Origin of the sequence: Quyinboa sediminis (assembly GCF_042219855.1) — a bacterium.
Classification (GTDB): Bacteria; Bacteroidota; Bacteroidia; order Bacteroidales; family UBA5342; genus JBHJHP01.
Genome location: NZ_JBHJHP010000004.1, coordinates 107,290 through 123,008 on the forward strand (window position 1 = coordinate 107,290; position 15,719 = coordinate 123,008).

A 15,719-nucleotide genomic window follows, 5' to 3' on the forward strand; every position below is an offset into this window, starting at 1 on the left:
CACTTCCATTAATCATTTCAGTACTTAGAATTATTTAAGCAAGAGGTCACTGGTTCTCCCGATGCTTCGGGACAGTACGCCCCACTTCCATTAATCATTTCAGTAATTAGAATTATTTAAGCAAGAGGTCACAGGTTCTCCCGATGCTTCGGGACAGTACGCCCCACTTCCATTAATCATTTCAGTAATTAGAATTATTTAAGCAAGAGGTCACAGGTTCTCCCGATGCTTCGGGACAGTACGCCCCACTTCCATTAATCATTTCAGTACTTAGAATTATTTAAGCAAGAGGTCACTGGTTCTCCCGATGCTTCGGGACAGTACGCCCCACTTCCATTAATCATTTCAGTAATTAGAATTATTTAAGCAAGAGGTCACAGGTTCTCCCGATGCTTCGGGACAGTACGCCCCACTTCCATTAATCATTTCAGTACTTAGAATTATATAAGCAAGAGGTCACTGGTTCTCCCGATGCTTCGGGACAGTACGCCGCAGTTCCATTAATCATTTCAGTACTTAGAATTATATAAGCAAGAGGTCACAGGTTCTCCCGATGCTTCGGGACAGTACGCCCCACATTTACACCCTGACTACACTATATTTTGTTTATGTTCTTTCGTCGAAAAGTTTTCGTAAAGTATATTTTGAATTGTCTCCTGATCCATCATTGCCGGTACTGATAAATAAATATAAACAGATTCGTTTAAGTCGTTTGAATCAATAAAGCGCTCTCTATTGATTTACTTTGTTTGAGCTCTGAAGTTGTTTTTACAGCTTTGTTATATCTTGATTAATACCTTACTTTAATTATACGCTGTAATGATTATAGCGTTTTAAAAAATTAATAAAAAACGCTTGTGAAGTCAATTTTTTGTTTCAATCCATTACCTTTATACTCCCTATGTTTATAGTCAATGTGAGACTATTCAAAAAACTAATTAACAGATCGTTATATAAAACATCTATTGGAAACAACATGATTAAGCAGGTATTGCAGATAGTATTATTCGGATTGTTTAGCATTCACTGTATACAAATCCATGGACAGGAATGGGATGAGCATAAACTCCTGCCCGGGAGTTATATGGATGAAATCAGGACTGCCATAACTATTTACGGCAGAACAGATTTAGAAGGTTATTACCAGAGTCTGGTCAGAGATACAGAGCGTAATTCATGGGATTCAACAAGAATTGAAAGGGAAATAGCAAAAAAAGACAGTCTACTGTTTACCATAAAAAAAGAAAAAGCAAATACACCGGATTTCCGTATTAAAAAACGGTTTGATATAGACCTGGTAGAAGCATCCTTTCCGGTTGATTTTTCTCAGGTCACAGCAGGAGAGAATCACTATATTGCTTATTACGATAAGGATAAAAACTTTTGTGTTGGATACAGAAAACTGGAAGACAGTGGTTTTAATAAGACCATTCTGAATTCAAAAATCGCCTGGGATTCACATAATTATGCCGAAATAATTGTTGATAATGACGGATATATTCATGTAAGCGGAAATATGCATAATGTACCGCTTAAATACTGGCGTTCAAAAAAACCTTATGATGCCTCAGAATTTGAGGAGATAAACTATATGACAGGCAGGGAAGAACAACGTGTGACCTATCCGGAATTTATGAAAACAAGTAAAGGAGATCTGCTGTTTCACTATCGTTCGGGTGGAAGTGGAAACGGATTTGAAATTTACAACAAGTGGGATCCTCAAACTAAAACATGGCAACGTTTTCTGGATAAACCCCTTATCGATGGACTTGGAGAGCGAAATGCATATATGAAAGGTCCTGTATTCGGTCCGGATAATTATTATCATTTGTACTGGGTTTGGAGGGAAACTCCGGATTGTGCTACTAATCATAATTTCTCCTATGCCCGAAGTAAAGATTTACAACAGTGGGAGAATGTAGCGGGTGATCCGGTTACAAGTCCGATCGTATTTTCTGAGGACAAACTTAAAGTGGATCCCTCATCAAAGCATTATGGTACAGGTATGCTGAACGGCGTACAGGGCCATACGTTTGATGCTGAGAACCGGATTGTATTGTGTAATATGAAGTACGATTCATTGGGTAATTCGCAGCTCTATGTTTATCGTTTTACCGGTCAGGGAAGGTGGGAAGAACAATGTATCACAAACTGGGTCTATCGTTTTAATTTTTCAGGATGGGGTTCTATTGTGTTTGAAATAAAACTGTTAGGTATGCAGAACTTAGGGAATGGAAAACTTGGCGTAAGTTATTACCACTCAAAATATGGCACCGGAGAAATAATTCTCGACGAAAACACACTGAAACCCATTGCGGTAAGGGAGATTGAACCCGATTATCCGGTTGAACTGAATGAGGTAACGACAAAGGGGGCATTTTCAAAACCGGTCCAGGTTCATATTAATCAGTACGGCAGACATATTCTGCGCTGGGAGACCATGGGAGCCAGCAATGATAGAAAACCAGCAGCTCCATTCCCGGATGATTATATGATGGAACTAATTGAATTAGAATAGAATTGATAAAAGATTTGTAAGCAGATTCTTTTCCACTTAGGTATTAACAAAATAATGCCGGGGTTAAAAAGTAAGCAGGTATTGTGATTTAAAAAACCTTATAACAACATTATGACTAAAATAGGTTTATTTGGTATTGGTCTGGACACCTATTGGTCCCAATTCGATGGCTTATTGAATAAATTGGAATCATATCAGCACATGATTTATAATAAACTGACTGGTTTTGACGTGGAGGTTGTTGATGCAGGTATGGTTGACAATGCAGAAAAGGCACAAGATGCAGCCAGCCATTTAAAGACCAGCGATGTGAATCTGGTTTTCCTTTTTGTTTCAACTTATGCCCTTTCTTCAACGGTTTTGCCTGTTGCTCAGAAGGTCAAGGTTCCGGTCATCATATTAAACCTACAGCCTGTTGCCGCGCTCAATTACAACGCATTTAACAGGCTCGACGACCGCGGTAAAATGACTGGTCAATGGCTGGAACACTGCCAGGCTTGTTCCGTGCCGGAAATAGCTGGCGTTTTCAATAGGTCCGGTATCACCTATGATATTATAAGTGGTTATTTGGATGACCCTATCGCCTGGAAGGAAATAGAGGAATGGACAATGGCAGCAAAAGTGCATCGCTCAGTTCAACTCAACCGTTTTGGAATCCTTGGACATTACTATGGTGGTATGCTTGATGTTTACACCGATACTGCAAAGTTGTCTGCTGTTTTTGGAACGCACATTGAATTACTGGAGATGTGTGAGGTGAAAGCCATGCGGGATAGCGTATCACAAGATGAGGTTAATGCTAAAATAGCGGAATTCAAAACTGTTTTTGAGGTTGATCCGGACTGTGAAGCTGCCGAAATCATACGGGCTGCACAGACTGCCGTTGCAATGGATAAACTGATTGGCAAACACCGTTTGGGATCGCTTGCTTATTATTATGAAGGGATGCCAGGCAATGAGTATGAGAATATCGTAACATCCGTTATTGCCGGTAATACTATTCTGACTGGGAAAAATATTCCAGTTGCAGGAGAGTGTGAGGTGAAAAATGCACAGGCTATGAAGATTATGGCCGAGTTTGGTGCTGGCGGATCATTCTCGGAGTTCTACCTTATGGATTTTCATGAAGATGTTATCCTGCTTGGTCATGACGGGCCTGCACATTCTGCAATCGCGGAGGAACGTGTAAAACTGGTCCCTTTACCCGTCTATCATGGAAAACCGGGAAAAGGTCTTTCCATACAAATGACCGTAAAACACGGGCCTGTCACACTACTTTCGGTAGTGGAGGATGGAAAAGGATTTTCTTTTCTTGTGGCGGAAGGGGAGTCTGTGGAAGGGCCGGTACTGAATATAGGTAACACAAACAGCCGTTACCGTTTTTCACCTGGAGCGCGTGAGTTTATGAACCGTTGGAGCAAACAAGGTCCGGCTCACCACTGTGCAATCGGTACAGGCCATATTGCTGACAAAATTCAAAAACTGGGATTTTTATTCGGTATCCCGGTGGTGAAGATTTGTTAGCTTCTTTTGCATGTAAATAACCCATATAAAGTAAATTATCAACCCGATATTTCGTTTAAAGAAAAGATATGAAGGTAATAACCAACAGCAAAATTGCATCTTCAATTAAACTTAAAAACCATCCTGTCGCAGTTTTTCGTACTCCTGTAAAACCGGAGAATGCTGTTCAGTTTAAAGAAGGTAAATGGGGATGCGTTGTATCATTGTTATATGCGGCATCAAAGGGAAGAACAGCAGTGTCTGATGGTAAAACAACAACGTGTGTCGGTGGTAAAGTAGGGCTTGGCTTTGGTTGTTATGATATGGATTTTATTTCACAATTCCTGTCCACCGGTGTTCCGGGTGGCAGAGAAGGTGAATTTTACAAGAAAAGCCCGAAATTGGCTGAAGACTTTGTAAATCAACTCCCGTCACTTCAAACGGACAATTATCTTGTATTTAAGCCACTTTCAGAATTAAAGGAGTCTGAGGTTCCGGAAATTGTTGTTTTTTTTGCCAATGCAGATCAGATTTCTGCTTTGATGTGGTTTGCCAATTATGATAAACCGAGTCAGGATAATGTGAAGATTGACTTTGGTTCCGGCTGTCAGCAATCAGTTATGTATCCACTTAGTGAAGCTGAAAACAACGGAACAACATGTTTTGTAGGATTAACAGACCCTTCAGCAAGGCAATATATTGATAAAAACCTGTTATCGTTCAGTATACCGTATAAACGTTTTATTGAATTGGAATCTGAGGTTGACGAGAGCTTCCTGAGTAAAGGTACATGGCAGAAACTTTCGGCAAGAATTGAATAAATATAACATCAGGTATTAATTATTTCGCTTCGTTAGCAGAATAAAAAAGGATTCAGACGTCGAGAGGAATGGTAAAAGAAACAACATATACTAATTTTATTTATACACACATAAAAAGCCTTCCTTCTGAGTTCAGATGGCAAAGAACACCGGTTCAGGTTTACCCCCTGGACTTTATTTCAAAATATCTCATCTTACCAACCCCTCTGTTAAAGGCTGATTACCACTTTATAGTTTATTTAAGTAAAGGTAGTTTCTACCAGCAGGTTGGTATTGAGACTTACCATGTTACTTCACTTTCTGTTTTATTTGTGCCCGAGGGTGAGGCCTTTTCTATCAAATCTGTAGGTGATGATTTATGTGGTTTTTTTATTTTACTTGAAAACAAAACCGTCACGGCAATAACAGGTAAAATGGAGTTGACCGATTTTATCACTATCAATACAAAACTCGTTCCTGATGCCCAAAGTAATGACTGGATTAATTCATTATGCAAGCTGTTATTCGCTGAGGTGTCCTCAGAAAATCCACAGAGAAATATCGGATCCGGACTTCTACAGGCATTGCTTTTCAAACTAAAAGATCTGTCGGGTAGTAAGAAAGTGTTTTCCCGGCAAAATGAAGTTGCAAACAGGTTCAAAAACCTGGTGACAAAACACTATCAAACAAAAAAGGCTCTTGCCTTTTATGCACAGGAACTTAATGTTTCTGAGAATTATCTTAACCGTTGTGTCAGGTCCCGGTTTAACAAGAGCTGTAAAAAAGTAATCCAGGAAACAACAATTCTTCAGAGTCAGATTCTTATGTTTAACTCTACAAAGGATATTGGCGAAATCAGCCTGGAGGTTGGTTATGATGATCGGTCATATTTCTCCAGACTGTTTAAAAAGATTACCGGAGTGACACCAACAGAATTTAAAAAGCAGATTATGCACGGTTTGTCCTAATTACTACACGATTTTGAAAAATGGGTTATACACTACTTTGCTAATTTTGTAGGTAACTGAAGAAATCGAAATAGCAAACAATATGAACGTTTTTTTATTTGGCGCCACAGGAGATACGGGGTATGAAGTTTTAAAAAGACTGGTTCAGGATAACCATCAGGTCAAAGTTCTGGTAAGAAACCCTGACAAACTGAAATTGTCTGCAACAGGAAAGATAAAGGATGGTCAGGTTGAAGTGATAACAGGTGGTGTTTTTGATACCGATAAGCTCAATATTAACTTCAGGGAGTGTGATCTGATCATCTCTGCACTCGGAACTGGTACTAAGAACAATTATACTGAAATATATTCTCAGGGTGGCAGAAATATTCTTTCAGCTATGCGGTTGAACGGGGTGAAAAAACTGATCACAATTACTGCCGGTACTATTGATATGAGCGATCCTTCAACCGATAACTTCTTCTTAAACAGGATCATTCGGCCCAATTATAATAAGGTATATTATGATCAGACCAGATGGGAAACTATTCTGGATGATACAAAAGACATTGACTGGATAATTGTGCGGCCCACGTATCTGGTTAATAAACCTTTACAAGGGAAATACAGAGTACAGGACAGGCATTGCCCGAAAGGAGGACGAAAAATTGGTCGGGCAGATCTTGCTGATTTTATCATTAAACAAATTCATTCTGACGAATTTGTACATAAGAAACCGGTATTAGCGTACTGATATCTGTCGATATGATTTACTCCGTATAAATATCAGAAGCCTCAAACTGTTTCTGCTGAGTTTCATCAGTAAAATCAAGTTCATCCATATTTACTGAACCAGAAGGTTTAAAGGTATCACTTTCCATATACTGTAACAAACTTGACCTCAACTGACGTGCTACAGAACGTTCGGAAAGATTGTTAATTAAATCGATTGAAGAAAAAATGAGCTTGCCATTTCCAACTTTAGCTTCAAAAACACTAGCCAGGTGATGGTTCGTAACAAAATTATCAATAACCCTGACAATGGGGGTCACATTCAGTGAATCGATAATCATGGATTTGGAATGGATGCAAAGATCCCACCACTGCCATTCCGTATAACCACTGGTTGGAAAATCATTAAACGCCGCATGATTTTCATCCATCAGCATGCCCATTGTACTGGGTTGATTCGGGAAATGAACCGGACTCCAGAATACAGGAACAAAACGTCCATCAATGCCTTTTAACTTTTTGTAATCAGGATTGAGCAGTACAGTTCTGCCTTTATCCAGTTCCCGTTTCGCTTCGGCAAACGATGAAGTAATCACAACATTATCAGAAGATAGGATTACCTTTTTCGGATAGACCCAAATAGGCCAGCTATTCTGATAATCAGAACCTCGTAATGCCACACTGATCAACAACTTTTCTGCTTTAACGGCTGAAACTTTAAACGCAATTGATCCTAAATCAGGATTATTACCTAAAGCCAGGTTGATATTGTTTTCGGTTCCTTCCAGCACTTTTTCACCGTGTTTGTTTGTTACGGTCCAGTCTAAGGTTTGATCCTGCATTTCTTTATAGAAGTTGGCAACTTCCAGGGAGGCAGTAAACATATCGCCATCCTCATAAACGGCTTTTTCAAAACGAAGAAGCGGAACAAGCTCGGAATTAAACTGACGGAATTCTTCGGCACTGATCACGCCTTTTGATTCCCAGAAGGCATTCAGCAAACCTACAAGTGCCGTTCCCTGGCCTGGGAAATCCTGTAACTGTAACAACTGAAAACCATCAAAAGCCGGTGTCTTTAAGGCTCTTTCAATTTCCTCCTTGTAAAGCATGGCAGCCAGTTTCCCGGATGCATATGTAAACTCAGGAGCCAGATCCAGTAATCCGTTTTTTTCCAGTTCGTTTCTTACTGCCATAAAATTGAGCGGTTTAAGTACTCCCGTATATTTTTCAATTTCTGACATGTCAGGATAAACGGAGTACTGTCCGATTTCGTGAGAGATTAATGGGACCGGTACATGTTCGCTGGCGGCCGTATAGTCTTCGTTAAAGTTTGGCGGCTGTGCGTTAAATATTCCCTGTCCACGGATCCAGCCTTTATCGGTTTTTTGAGTGACAAAGTAGTCATCCTCCGGTTGGGCTATTGTACCTAACGGATACTGAAACGAATAGGTGGTTGTCATGTACAGATGACGGTTATCCTTAGCACGTAATTCAGCTACGGTGGAATTCATCAGATCAGCATCGCCCTGCAGTTCATTGCCCAGAGACATCAATATAAAAGAAGGATGATTTCTGTATTCGCTTAGAATCCGGTCTGCTTCGTTCAATAAAAAGCGGGTCGTTTTTTCATCCTCACCAAAATGCAAACTCCAGTGAGGAAGTTCCACCTGAAAATAAAATCCGGCTTCATCGGCCGCTTCAAATGCTGCTGCGGGAGGACACCATGAATGAAAGCGCAAATGATTTAAACCATACGCTTTGGCCTGTGCCAATAATTTTGCCCAACCATCTTTATGCATTGGCGGATGTCCGGTTAACGGAAATATGACACATTCGAGGTTGCCACGTAAAAAAATACGTTTCCCGTTTAAGGTTAGTACATTCCCGTCTTTTTGGATCTGACTGTAACCAAATTTTACACTTGAGCTTACATCATTTGTAAACAGCCTGAATTCATACAGATTCGGATTGAATTCATCCCAGAGTTTGACTTCATCCGGTTTTGGGATTGTTATCTCATCTTTCCCGTTTTCCACAATTCCTTCTGCAAGCACAACTCCGGAAGTTGTCAGTATCTGATATTTTAAATCATTTTCAGAATTGGAATGAACACTGAATACCGCTTTAATTGTTCCTTCAGCTACATTGGAATAGACCTGAAGATCTTTTATTTCATCGGGTTCAGAGGCTGAAAGTTTTATGTTGCCGATAACACCATTCCATTTAATTTGTGTATGGTTGGTATAAGAATGCGCCAGTTCCTGATTGACCGGGTCAGGATATTTATCACTTGTTACATTAATCAGGGGATAAATATCAGCGTTGTCTATTAAAATTGTAACCGTATGTTTTCCAGGCGTTAATGATGAACCTAAATCGAAGCGATGTGGCGTTGTTAAACTTTCATTTTTCCCAATAAGTTTCCCATCAATAAACAGCTGGGATTGCCAGATGACCCGTTCCAGTTCCAGGTGAATGTTTTTGCCTTCCCAGTTTTCCGGAACATCAACGTCCTTCTGGTACCAGGCTTTGCCAATGTACTGGTGTTTTCGGGTTAATCCCCACATGACACTGTTATCCATTACCGGCACTTGCGTATTTGTTGTTCCCAATCCGGCATCGTCAAGGGTGCCCGGCAATTGAATGGTCACGCCTTCAAGGTTTTTGCCAGCCCATCCTTCATCCTGGCCTGAATTCATGGAATCCAGTTTTACAGTCCAGTCTCCTGCGAGATCAATTTCCTTAACCGATGATTTTGAACACCCTGTAGTCATAACAACCATGACTACTACCAAATAATGTAATACCGCCTTCATGTACTCATTTTTAATAATTAGCGCAATATCTTTACGGAGATTTGCTCCAGTAAATCTTTTGATCCCACATGCATGGAGTTTAACTTCAAAAGATCATTCAGATTTTGCATCGCATCGTTGTATGATCCTAAGCCAACCTGTGCCAGTGCAATTAGATACTTTGCATCTATTGTATTTCGTTTTTGAATATCATCTTCAAAAACAAGCAACAGAGGCAATGATGTGGCAAAATAGTCAATCTGTGCTTTTTGGTTCAGTTTAGATTCTCCAAATATTCTGATATCTGACAATAATCTATTCGCTTCATCCGTTTTTCCCAATTCATTTAACGAAATTGCCCTGTAGTACGATAACTCAGAATAGGCACTGACTGCCATGTCAATAAAATCGCCTTCTTCGTTGGTACTTTCCATAAAATGTGCATTGGCTTCTTCTTCTTTTCCCATAGCCTTTAAAGCCATACCTTTCCAGTAGTTAATATGGGCAACCGCCTGGAGCGGATGGTATTTTTCACCCAGGTTATCCGGGGTATTCACTGATCTGTTAAAGTATTCCAAAGCCGTCTCAGCATCTCCTTTCTGTAGTGCTGCCTGCCCCAATTTCAAACAGGCATAGGTGAATTGTCTCAATACCTGGCCTTCACCACCTTCCCATGGATGGAAATTTCGTTTTTCCAACAGATTCAACGCTTTGTTATATTCCCCGTTGAAATTGTATAGCGCTGCCAGTTCCACCGAAAAATCATCGCGGGTTGTGATCTGATCAATAACAGGCAATAAATCATCCAATCTGTCTTTTGGATCATCATTTAATTTTTTTCTCAGCTGGTCATATTCATAGCGAATCCGCATGTCGTTTGGAGAGCATTCAATGGCTTTAAGGAATGCCTGTCTGGCTTTTTTACCATCTTCAAAGGTATTCCAGTAAGCAATACCTAAATTGCGGTACAAAGTTCCATAATGGCTATTGGCATTGGAAGCCATTTCCCAAACCCTAATGGCATCTGTGTGTCGCTTTAAATTGAAATAGTAGTTTCCCAATCCAAATGCAGCCACTGTATTTTCTTTATCCATTTGCAACGCCCATTCCAATACCAGTTGCTCGTATGTTCGCGATGGGAAAACATAATCGCAGGAAGCTGATTTTGTCTTTTTCAGTAAATCAAGGGATTTCGCTGGGTCACCATTCCGTTCATACAACCAGGCCAGAATAAAGTCTGTCATTACCGATTTTGCCATCGGATTGGGCACAACACATTCCGGTATCCCACTGCTATGGTGCAGTTCAATTACAGCAATAGCCTCTGTATAAAAGCCGGCTTCAGCATAATCGAAAGCAATATCGATGATAGTTTGCGCATCATTTCGTGATGATTCAATAAATTCACTATAGTTTTCAGATAAAGTTGCTGATTCAAATTTTGCCCACTGATCGAGTGAATCATTTAAGAACAATTCTGACAATATCTTCTGAGCACTTTCTTTACGACCCAAACGTTTCAGGATAACAGAATTCAGGATATGTGCCTTATTATTCTGCCGGTTTGTATCCAAAGAAGCATCGAGATGCTCCAGGGCTGTTTTATAATCAGCCTTTAAACAATCCAGTGTTGCCAGCTGATAATAAGCAGCTGAACGCCACTCATAATTCCAGGTTGCTTTATAAAACAAGCTGTAAGCTTCTTCTTTTTTATCCTGGAATGAACAGGCTAATCCACAAAAATAATGCGCCTCACCGGATACGGGATTTGGGTGATATGTGGTCATGATGTCAATAGCCGTTCTGAAGTTTCTTTCAGCTTCAGCGAACCTGCCGTTTTTAAGCTCAACACGTCCCAAAGCGATGTATGATTTATAGCTTTTCGGATCACGTTTAATAGCTTCCTTCCAGTATGGTTCAGGATATCGGGTTGGATGACGATACAGCTCCAGGTGTTCACCTACTAATTCCAGCTCATTTGCACTTTCAATTTCAGAAGGTAGTTTGGGTTCAAATGCAAGCCTGCGGTTCCTTTCTTTACAGATTTCACGTCGATGATACGCAATTAACTCCTTACCGTATTCATCAAGGACAATCAATGAAATTGAATTCTCCTGTCCTGATTCAATTGTCATGGTCTTATCTATCCATGGTTCATCAGGCGAAACACAGACATTAGTGTATGTTTTTATACTTTCGCCGATTTTCAGATTAATACGGATGTTTTCGAAAACACTGCTGGCAGCGACACCCAGATCCAACTTATTCCCTTGCAGGATTTCAAGTCGTACGGCCATTTGCTTATTGGCATTCTGAACGGGGCCTAACTTTTTAAAACTCCACCAGTACTGCGAAAAGGTTTTGGTCTCGTATGGTAGCAAATATGTGAAATCAGGCTGATTATCGGTATAAACTCCTGCCATCAGCTCAAAATAGGGTCCACCTTCATCCGTCAGTTCACGATCCCATGCTTTTCCAAAGGCTTCACTTCCCCAGGTCCATTGTTTTTTACCGGGAGCAATATGTCTGTCGGCAACGTGAATAAAACCACCGTCAGCCTTAAAATCATATCCACCGAAAAAATCATATTTGGTATCGCAAACCATATAACTGGTTGGAACAGGAATGTTGGCATAGTTTCGCAAATCGTTTTTTCCCGGTCTTTTATGATAGGGTATACCATAATAATCATTCTCTGCATTCGGAAAGCTGCTCATTGCACGCACTGCATGATCGGCCACGTAATGTACATCGGGCGGGAAAAAGCTTTGATAATCTTTATGGACTTCAACGGCCACGTTTGCCCACCATAAAAAGGTTTGAGTCAGTGGGGTGCGGTTAAATAAACGCCCTCTTAATTCTATTAAAGCGCTATCAGGACGGATACGTATGCCGTGCATGCCTTTTAAACGATACATAGGGTCGTATTCCGACATCCAGACAGTTTTGGCACCATCTGCTTCCTCTTCGATATAAACATCAGCAGGCAGGTATGTTCCGGGGCGGTGGTGCTGAGGCCAGTTAAACTCCACGCCACCACTGATCCAAGGACCTGCCAGACCAACAAGGGCAGGTTTAATCACCTTTTGCTGGTAGAAGAAATTATAATTATTGTTGGCTTTATCCTGCGCTTCAAATATCCTGCCGCCAATCTCAGGTAGCATCACTAATTTAACAAAGTCATTTTCCAGAATTGCCGCCTGGTATTCTTTATCAACTTTATGATCGTAAACTTTATCGATAAACGGAACCGGATAAACTTTACCCGATGATCCCTGATAAACACGTTTTTCAAAAAATACGGGATTTATTTCTGATTTTCCAAGTTCATAAGTTGGTAGCACCAGCTTTCGTTTATATGCTTCAACATGTTTCATTTTATCCTTCTCCTATATATGGATCCTGTATTTATGCTAATTTAATATTTCTGCTTCAATTTCTTCCAGTGATTTACCTTTTGTCTCAGGCAAACGTTTATATATAAATATCAGTCCTGCGACACAAATCAGACCGTAGACCCAGAATGTCCCGGAAGCGTTGAATGCTTTGTTCAGAAGTGGAAACGTGTAGGTTAACAGGAAACTTGCCAACCAAAGTGATACCGTTGCAACAGACATGGCAGCGCCACGTATTCTGTTGGGGAATATTTCTGAAAGGACAACCCAGGTTACGGGTGCTAATGACATGGCATAACAGGCGATGGCAGCAACAACCAGCAAAAGAAGTGGCCATCCGGTAAGCTGGAAATAATAGGCTGCTCCCATGAATGCATAAATGCCTGAAAGGCCAGCTGCTCCAATAAGCATTAAAGATTTACGCCCCAGTTTATCTACGGTATAAATGGCCACGAAAGTAAATATCAGGTTCACACTTCCGGTAACAACAATATTAAACAATGTATCGGAAACCCCATACCCCGCAGCTGCAAAAACTTCCTGGGCATAATTAAAGATAACATTTATGCCACACCATTGCTGGAAGGCTGCTATAACAATACCTATCAGCAATATTTTACGCATGCCTTTTGAATTCAGAAATTTAAAATTTGCTTTGCCTGCATCATTCAGTAAATTCCGGTGTATATTATCGTATTCAGTTTTAGCATATTTTTCACCTCCAATTTTACCCAGTATATTCAATACCTTGTTTTGATTACCGTTTTTAGCGAGCCACCTCGGACTTTCAGGAACATAAAACATAAGCAGAAAGAATGCGGCAGCCGGAATTGTTTCTGCCCAGAACATCCACCGCCAGGCCATTTGCCCGTTCCAGGACGCCAGAATGTCTGCGGCAGTTGAGTCTGCCGCAACAGGTTCAGCTATCTGCCAGTTGGCAATCTGAGCCAGCAGAATCCCGATTACGATGGTGAGCTGGTTTAATGAAACGAATTTTCCACGCATGGATGCCGGTGAAATTTCAGCAATATACATGGGTGACAGGTTGGATGCGAGTCCAATACCTATACCTCCGAGTACACGATAAAAAATGAAAAAGCTGAAGTCGGATGTTGCACCGGTTCCAACAGCTGAAAGGGTAAAAAGAAAGGCTGAGAATATTAGCAATTTCTTTCTTCCAAATCTGTCGCTAAAAGCACCTGATGTGACCGCCCCAAGTAAGCAGCCGAGAAGTGCGCTGCTCATGGCCCAACCCTGAAGAAAAGGAGCATCACTGATATAAAAAAACTGCTCATAAAATGGTTTGGCTCCTCCGATAACAACCCAGTCGTATCCAAACAACAGACCTCCCATGGCCGAAACCATGGATATGGTAAATATGTATTTTGTATTGAATTTATGCATCGTTCTGCTATAAATTTATTGATTTAAGTGTATTCTGCTTTTCTATCACCAGTGTTGAAACCGAGCGTTTGGGAATAACAAGTTGGTCCAAACGCACCTGATATTTTTGAAGATTTCTTTTTTCATCTGTGATAAAAAAAGCCGGTTGACCGGTACTTATGTCACATCCTTTCAGACGGATTGGTTTATCTTTATGGGTGTAGTTCTCAAAAACAAATACCAGTTTGCCGGAAGTTGTATCTTTAAATGCTGCAACCTGTAAGTCTGTAGCCTGCTCTAAAGGTGATAACCCATTCTCAATTTTTGCATCAATCCGAACCATCCCGGGGCGAACAAACCGCGAATAGTTTCCCAGAGCCCAAAGCAGTTTGGTCTCGGTAATTTCACCATCGAACCGTAGGTTATAATTTAACTGGCTTGTATCATTTACCACACCCGGTCCTTTGCCATCATCCAGATGTATCAGTCCATCCTTGTAATTAAACTGGGAAAGCGCCGTCCACCAATCCCATGATCGCGCATTGGCAATTGTAAGATCCGAATGAATGACACGTGCGACATACAGTGCGGTTGGCATTCCGGTATCACGTCCCCATCCTCCATGCATTTCATCATTTTTTTCTAGAATACAAAATTCGGTCTGCCAGAAATCCAGATCAGGATTAATCTCTTCCAAACGATTAGCAAGTTTTTGCCTAACGTCAAGCTGTGTTTTTACTGGCCATGTCGTGAAGTAGGAGTGTGCTGTAACAGCATATTCCATATTATGCAAATCGCCAAGGTACATCTCTGATTCAGGATTAAAGAAGATATTGATCTGATCCCCGTTTGAGTTATTCCCTTTCTTTTTATACAGATATTCCAGATCACCGGCTTCACCAATAATAAGTTTGGTATTTAAGCCGCGAGCCTTTAATTCCTTTGAAAGGATGCTTATAAATCTGTACAGTTCCTGATTTGTGGCAGGTGTGCCTTCCTGGTTGCTTTGATCCCATGCCCACTGAGGTTCGTTAAACGGGCTCAAATAATTAAAATATACCTTTTCATTTTTTTCAAAATGCTCTATGATGTCAACCAGAAATTTTGAATAAGCTTCATATTTATCCGACTTAAGGTTAAAACCTAAATCACCTTTTGTGGCATGTGCCAGGCCGTTTTTTGTGTAAAACACGGGTGGTGAAATAGTATAAGCCGTAAATTCAGGAACACCCCGTTTTTTTGCGGCCAGTAAAAACCAACGCTGGCCCTTATATTTTGACCAGTCATACTTGCCTTCAGCGTCAAGGAAGCACTCAGATCGTCGCCAAACATTTCTGATATCAGAATCATCACCTTGTTCCATTGAGCCTGCTCCGATGTAAAAACGCCAGTTTGAAAGCCCGATCCCTTTAGGATTTCCGTTTTCATCTGTGTCCAAACTAAAGAGGAGATCGGCGATTTTTTCACGTTTAGATATTGGCCAGTTTTCGCCCACAAACTGTACACGCCAGGAATCGGATGCCCCAAAATTCTGAATACTTTGGTATGTTCTTTCAGGGTTTACCAGAATAGTCACCTCACTGGTTTGAGCAAGTAAATGACCTGATAACAGTATTGATAATAAAATTAATATGCGTCTCATCCTT

9 protein-coding genes are annotated in these 15,719 nt (G+C 40.7%); 5 read left to right on the top strand and 4 right to left on the bottom strand.

The features are described from left to right. Window positions 1-976 precede the first annotated feature (976 nt). From ACE1EF_RS11010 to ACE1EF_RS11030, 5 genes are all read left to right on the top strand, one after another. The gene (locus ACE1EF_RS11010; RefSeq protein WP_375720717.1) at window positions 977-2,518 is read left to right on the top strand and encodes a BNR repeat-containing protein; all 1,542 of its coding nucleotides are present in this window, start codon (window positions 977-979) and stop codon (window positions 2,516-2,518) included. 111 nt (window positions 2,519-2,629) lie between these two features. After that, window positions 2,630-4,042 (top strand): hypothetical protein, encoded by a 1,413-nt coding sequence (locus ACE1EF_RS11015; RefSeq protein ID WP_375720718.1) that lies wholly within the window; start codon window positions 2,630-2,632, stop codon window positions 4,040-4,042. 68 nt (window positions 4,043-4,110) lie between these two features. After that, window positions 4,111-4,842 carry a DUF169 domain-containing protein gene (locus ACE1EF_RS11020; protein ID WP_375720719.1) on the top strand — a complete coding sequence of 244 codons (732 nt, stop codon included), beginning with the start codon at window positions 4,111-4,113 and terminating at the stop codon, window positions 4,840-4,842. A gap of 68 nt (window positions 4,843-4,910) precedes the next feature. After that, complete coding sequence (locus ACE1EF_RS11025) at window positions 4,911-5,789, top strand: helix-turn-helix domain-containing protein (protein WP_375720720.1); 879 nt, start codon at window positions 4,911-4,913, stop codon at window positions 5,787-5,789. A gap of 82 nt (window positions 5,790-5,871) precedes the next feature. Further along, the gene (locus tag ACE1EF_RS11030) at window positions 5,872-6,522 is read left to right on the top strand and encodes an NAD(P)-dependent oxidoreductase (RefSeq protein WP_375720721.1); all 651 of its coding nucleotides are present in this window, start codon (window positions 5,872-5,874) and stop codon (window positions 6,520-6,522) included. A 16-nt stretch (window positions 6,523-6,538) separates the two neighbouring features. Here the strand turns inward: ACE1EF_RS11030 and ACE1EF_RS11035 are convergent, their stop codons facing one another. From ACE1EF_RS11035 to ACE1EF_RS11050, 4 genes are read right to left on the bottom strand one after another with little or no spacing between them, the layout of a single operon-like run. Then, window positions 6,539-9,316, bottom strand: coding sequence for a sugar-binding domain-containing protein (locus ACE1EF_RS11035; protein ID WP_375720722.1), 2,778 nt, complete (start codon window positions 9,314-9,316; stop codon window positions 6,539-6,541). Between the two features lie 17 nt (window positions 9,317-9,333). Further along, window positions 9,334-12,672 (bottom strand): DUF5107 domain-containing protein, encoded by a 3,339-nt coding sequence (locus tag ACE1EF_RS11040; protein WP_375720723.1) that lies wholly within the window; start codon window positions 12,670-12,672, stop codon window positions 9,334-9,336. Window positions 12,673-12,708: 36 nt separating this feature from the next. After that, window positions 12,709-14,094 carry a sugar porter family MFS transporter gene (locus tag ACE1EF_RS11045; RefSeq protein ID WP_375720724.1) on the bottom strand — a complete coding sequence of 462 codons (1,386 nt, stop codon included), beginning with the start codon at window positions 14,092-14,094 and terminating at the stop codon, window positions 12,709-12,711. A gap of 7 nt (window positions 14,095-14,101) precedes the next feature. Beyond that, on the bottom strand, window positions 14,102-15,715 hold the full coding sequence (locus ACE1EF_RS11050) for a glycoside hydrolase (RefSeq protein WP_375720725.1): 1,614 nt from the start codon (window positions 15,713-15,715) through the stop codon (window positions 14,102-14,104). Window positions 15,716-15,719 lie beyond the last annotated feature (4 nt).

Bases quoted from the DNA above. Each gene is read 5' to 3' on its own strand.
- ACE1EF_RS11010 (WP_375720717.1), top strand. From the start codon at position 977: ATGATTAAGCAGGTATTGCAGATAGTATTATTCGGATTGTTTAGCATT.
- ACE1EF_RS11015 (WP_375720718.1), top strand. From the start codon at position 2,630: ATGACTAAAATAGGTTTATTTGGTATTGGTCTGGACACCTATTGGTCC.
- ACE1EF_RS11020 (WP_375720719.1), top strand. From the start codon at position 4,111: ATGAAGGTAATAACCAACAGCAAAATTGCATCTTCAATTAAACTTAAA.
- ACE1EF_RS11025 (WP_375720720.1), top strand. From the start codon at position 4,911: ATGGTAAAAGAAACAACATATACTAATTTTATTTATACACACATAAAA.
- ACE1EF_RS11030 (WP_375720721.1), top strand. From the start codon at position 5,872: ATGAACGTTTTTTTATTTGGCGCCACAGGAGATACGGGGTATGAAGTT.
- ACE1EF_RS11035 (WP_375720722.1), bottom strand. From the start codon at position 9,316: ATGAAGGCGGTATTACATTATTTGGTAGTAGTCATGGTTGTTATGACT.
- ACE1EF_RS11040 (WP_375720723.1), bottom strand. From the start codon at position 12,672: ATGAAACATGTTGAAGCATATAAACGAAAGCTGGTGCTACCAACTTAT.
- ACE1EF_RS11045 (WP_375720724.1), bottom strand. From the start codon at position 14,094: ATGCATAAATTCAATACAAAATACATATTTACCATATCCATGGTTTCG.
- ACE1EF_RS11050 (WP_375720725.1), bottom strand. From the start codon at position 15,715: ATGAGACGCATATTAATTTTATTATCAATACTGTTATCAGGTCATTTA.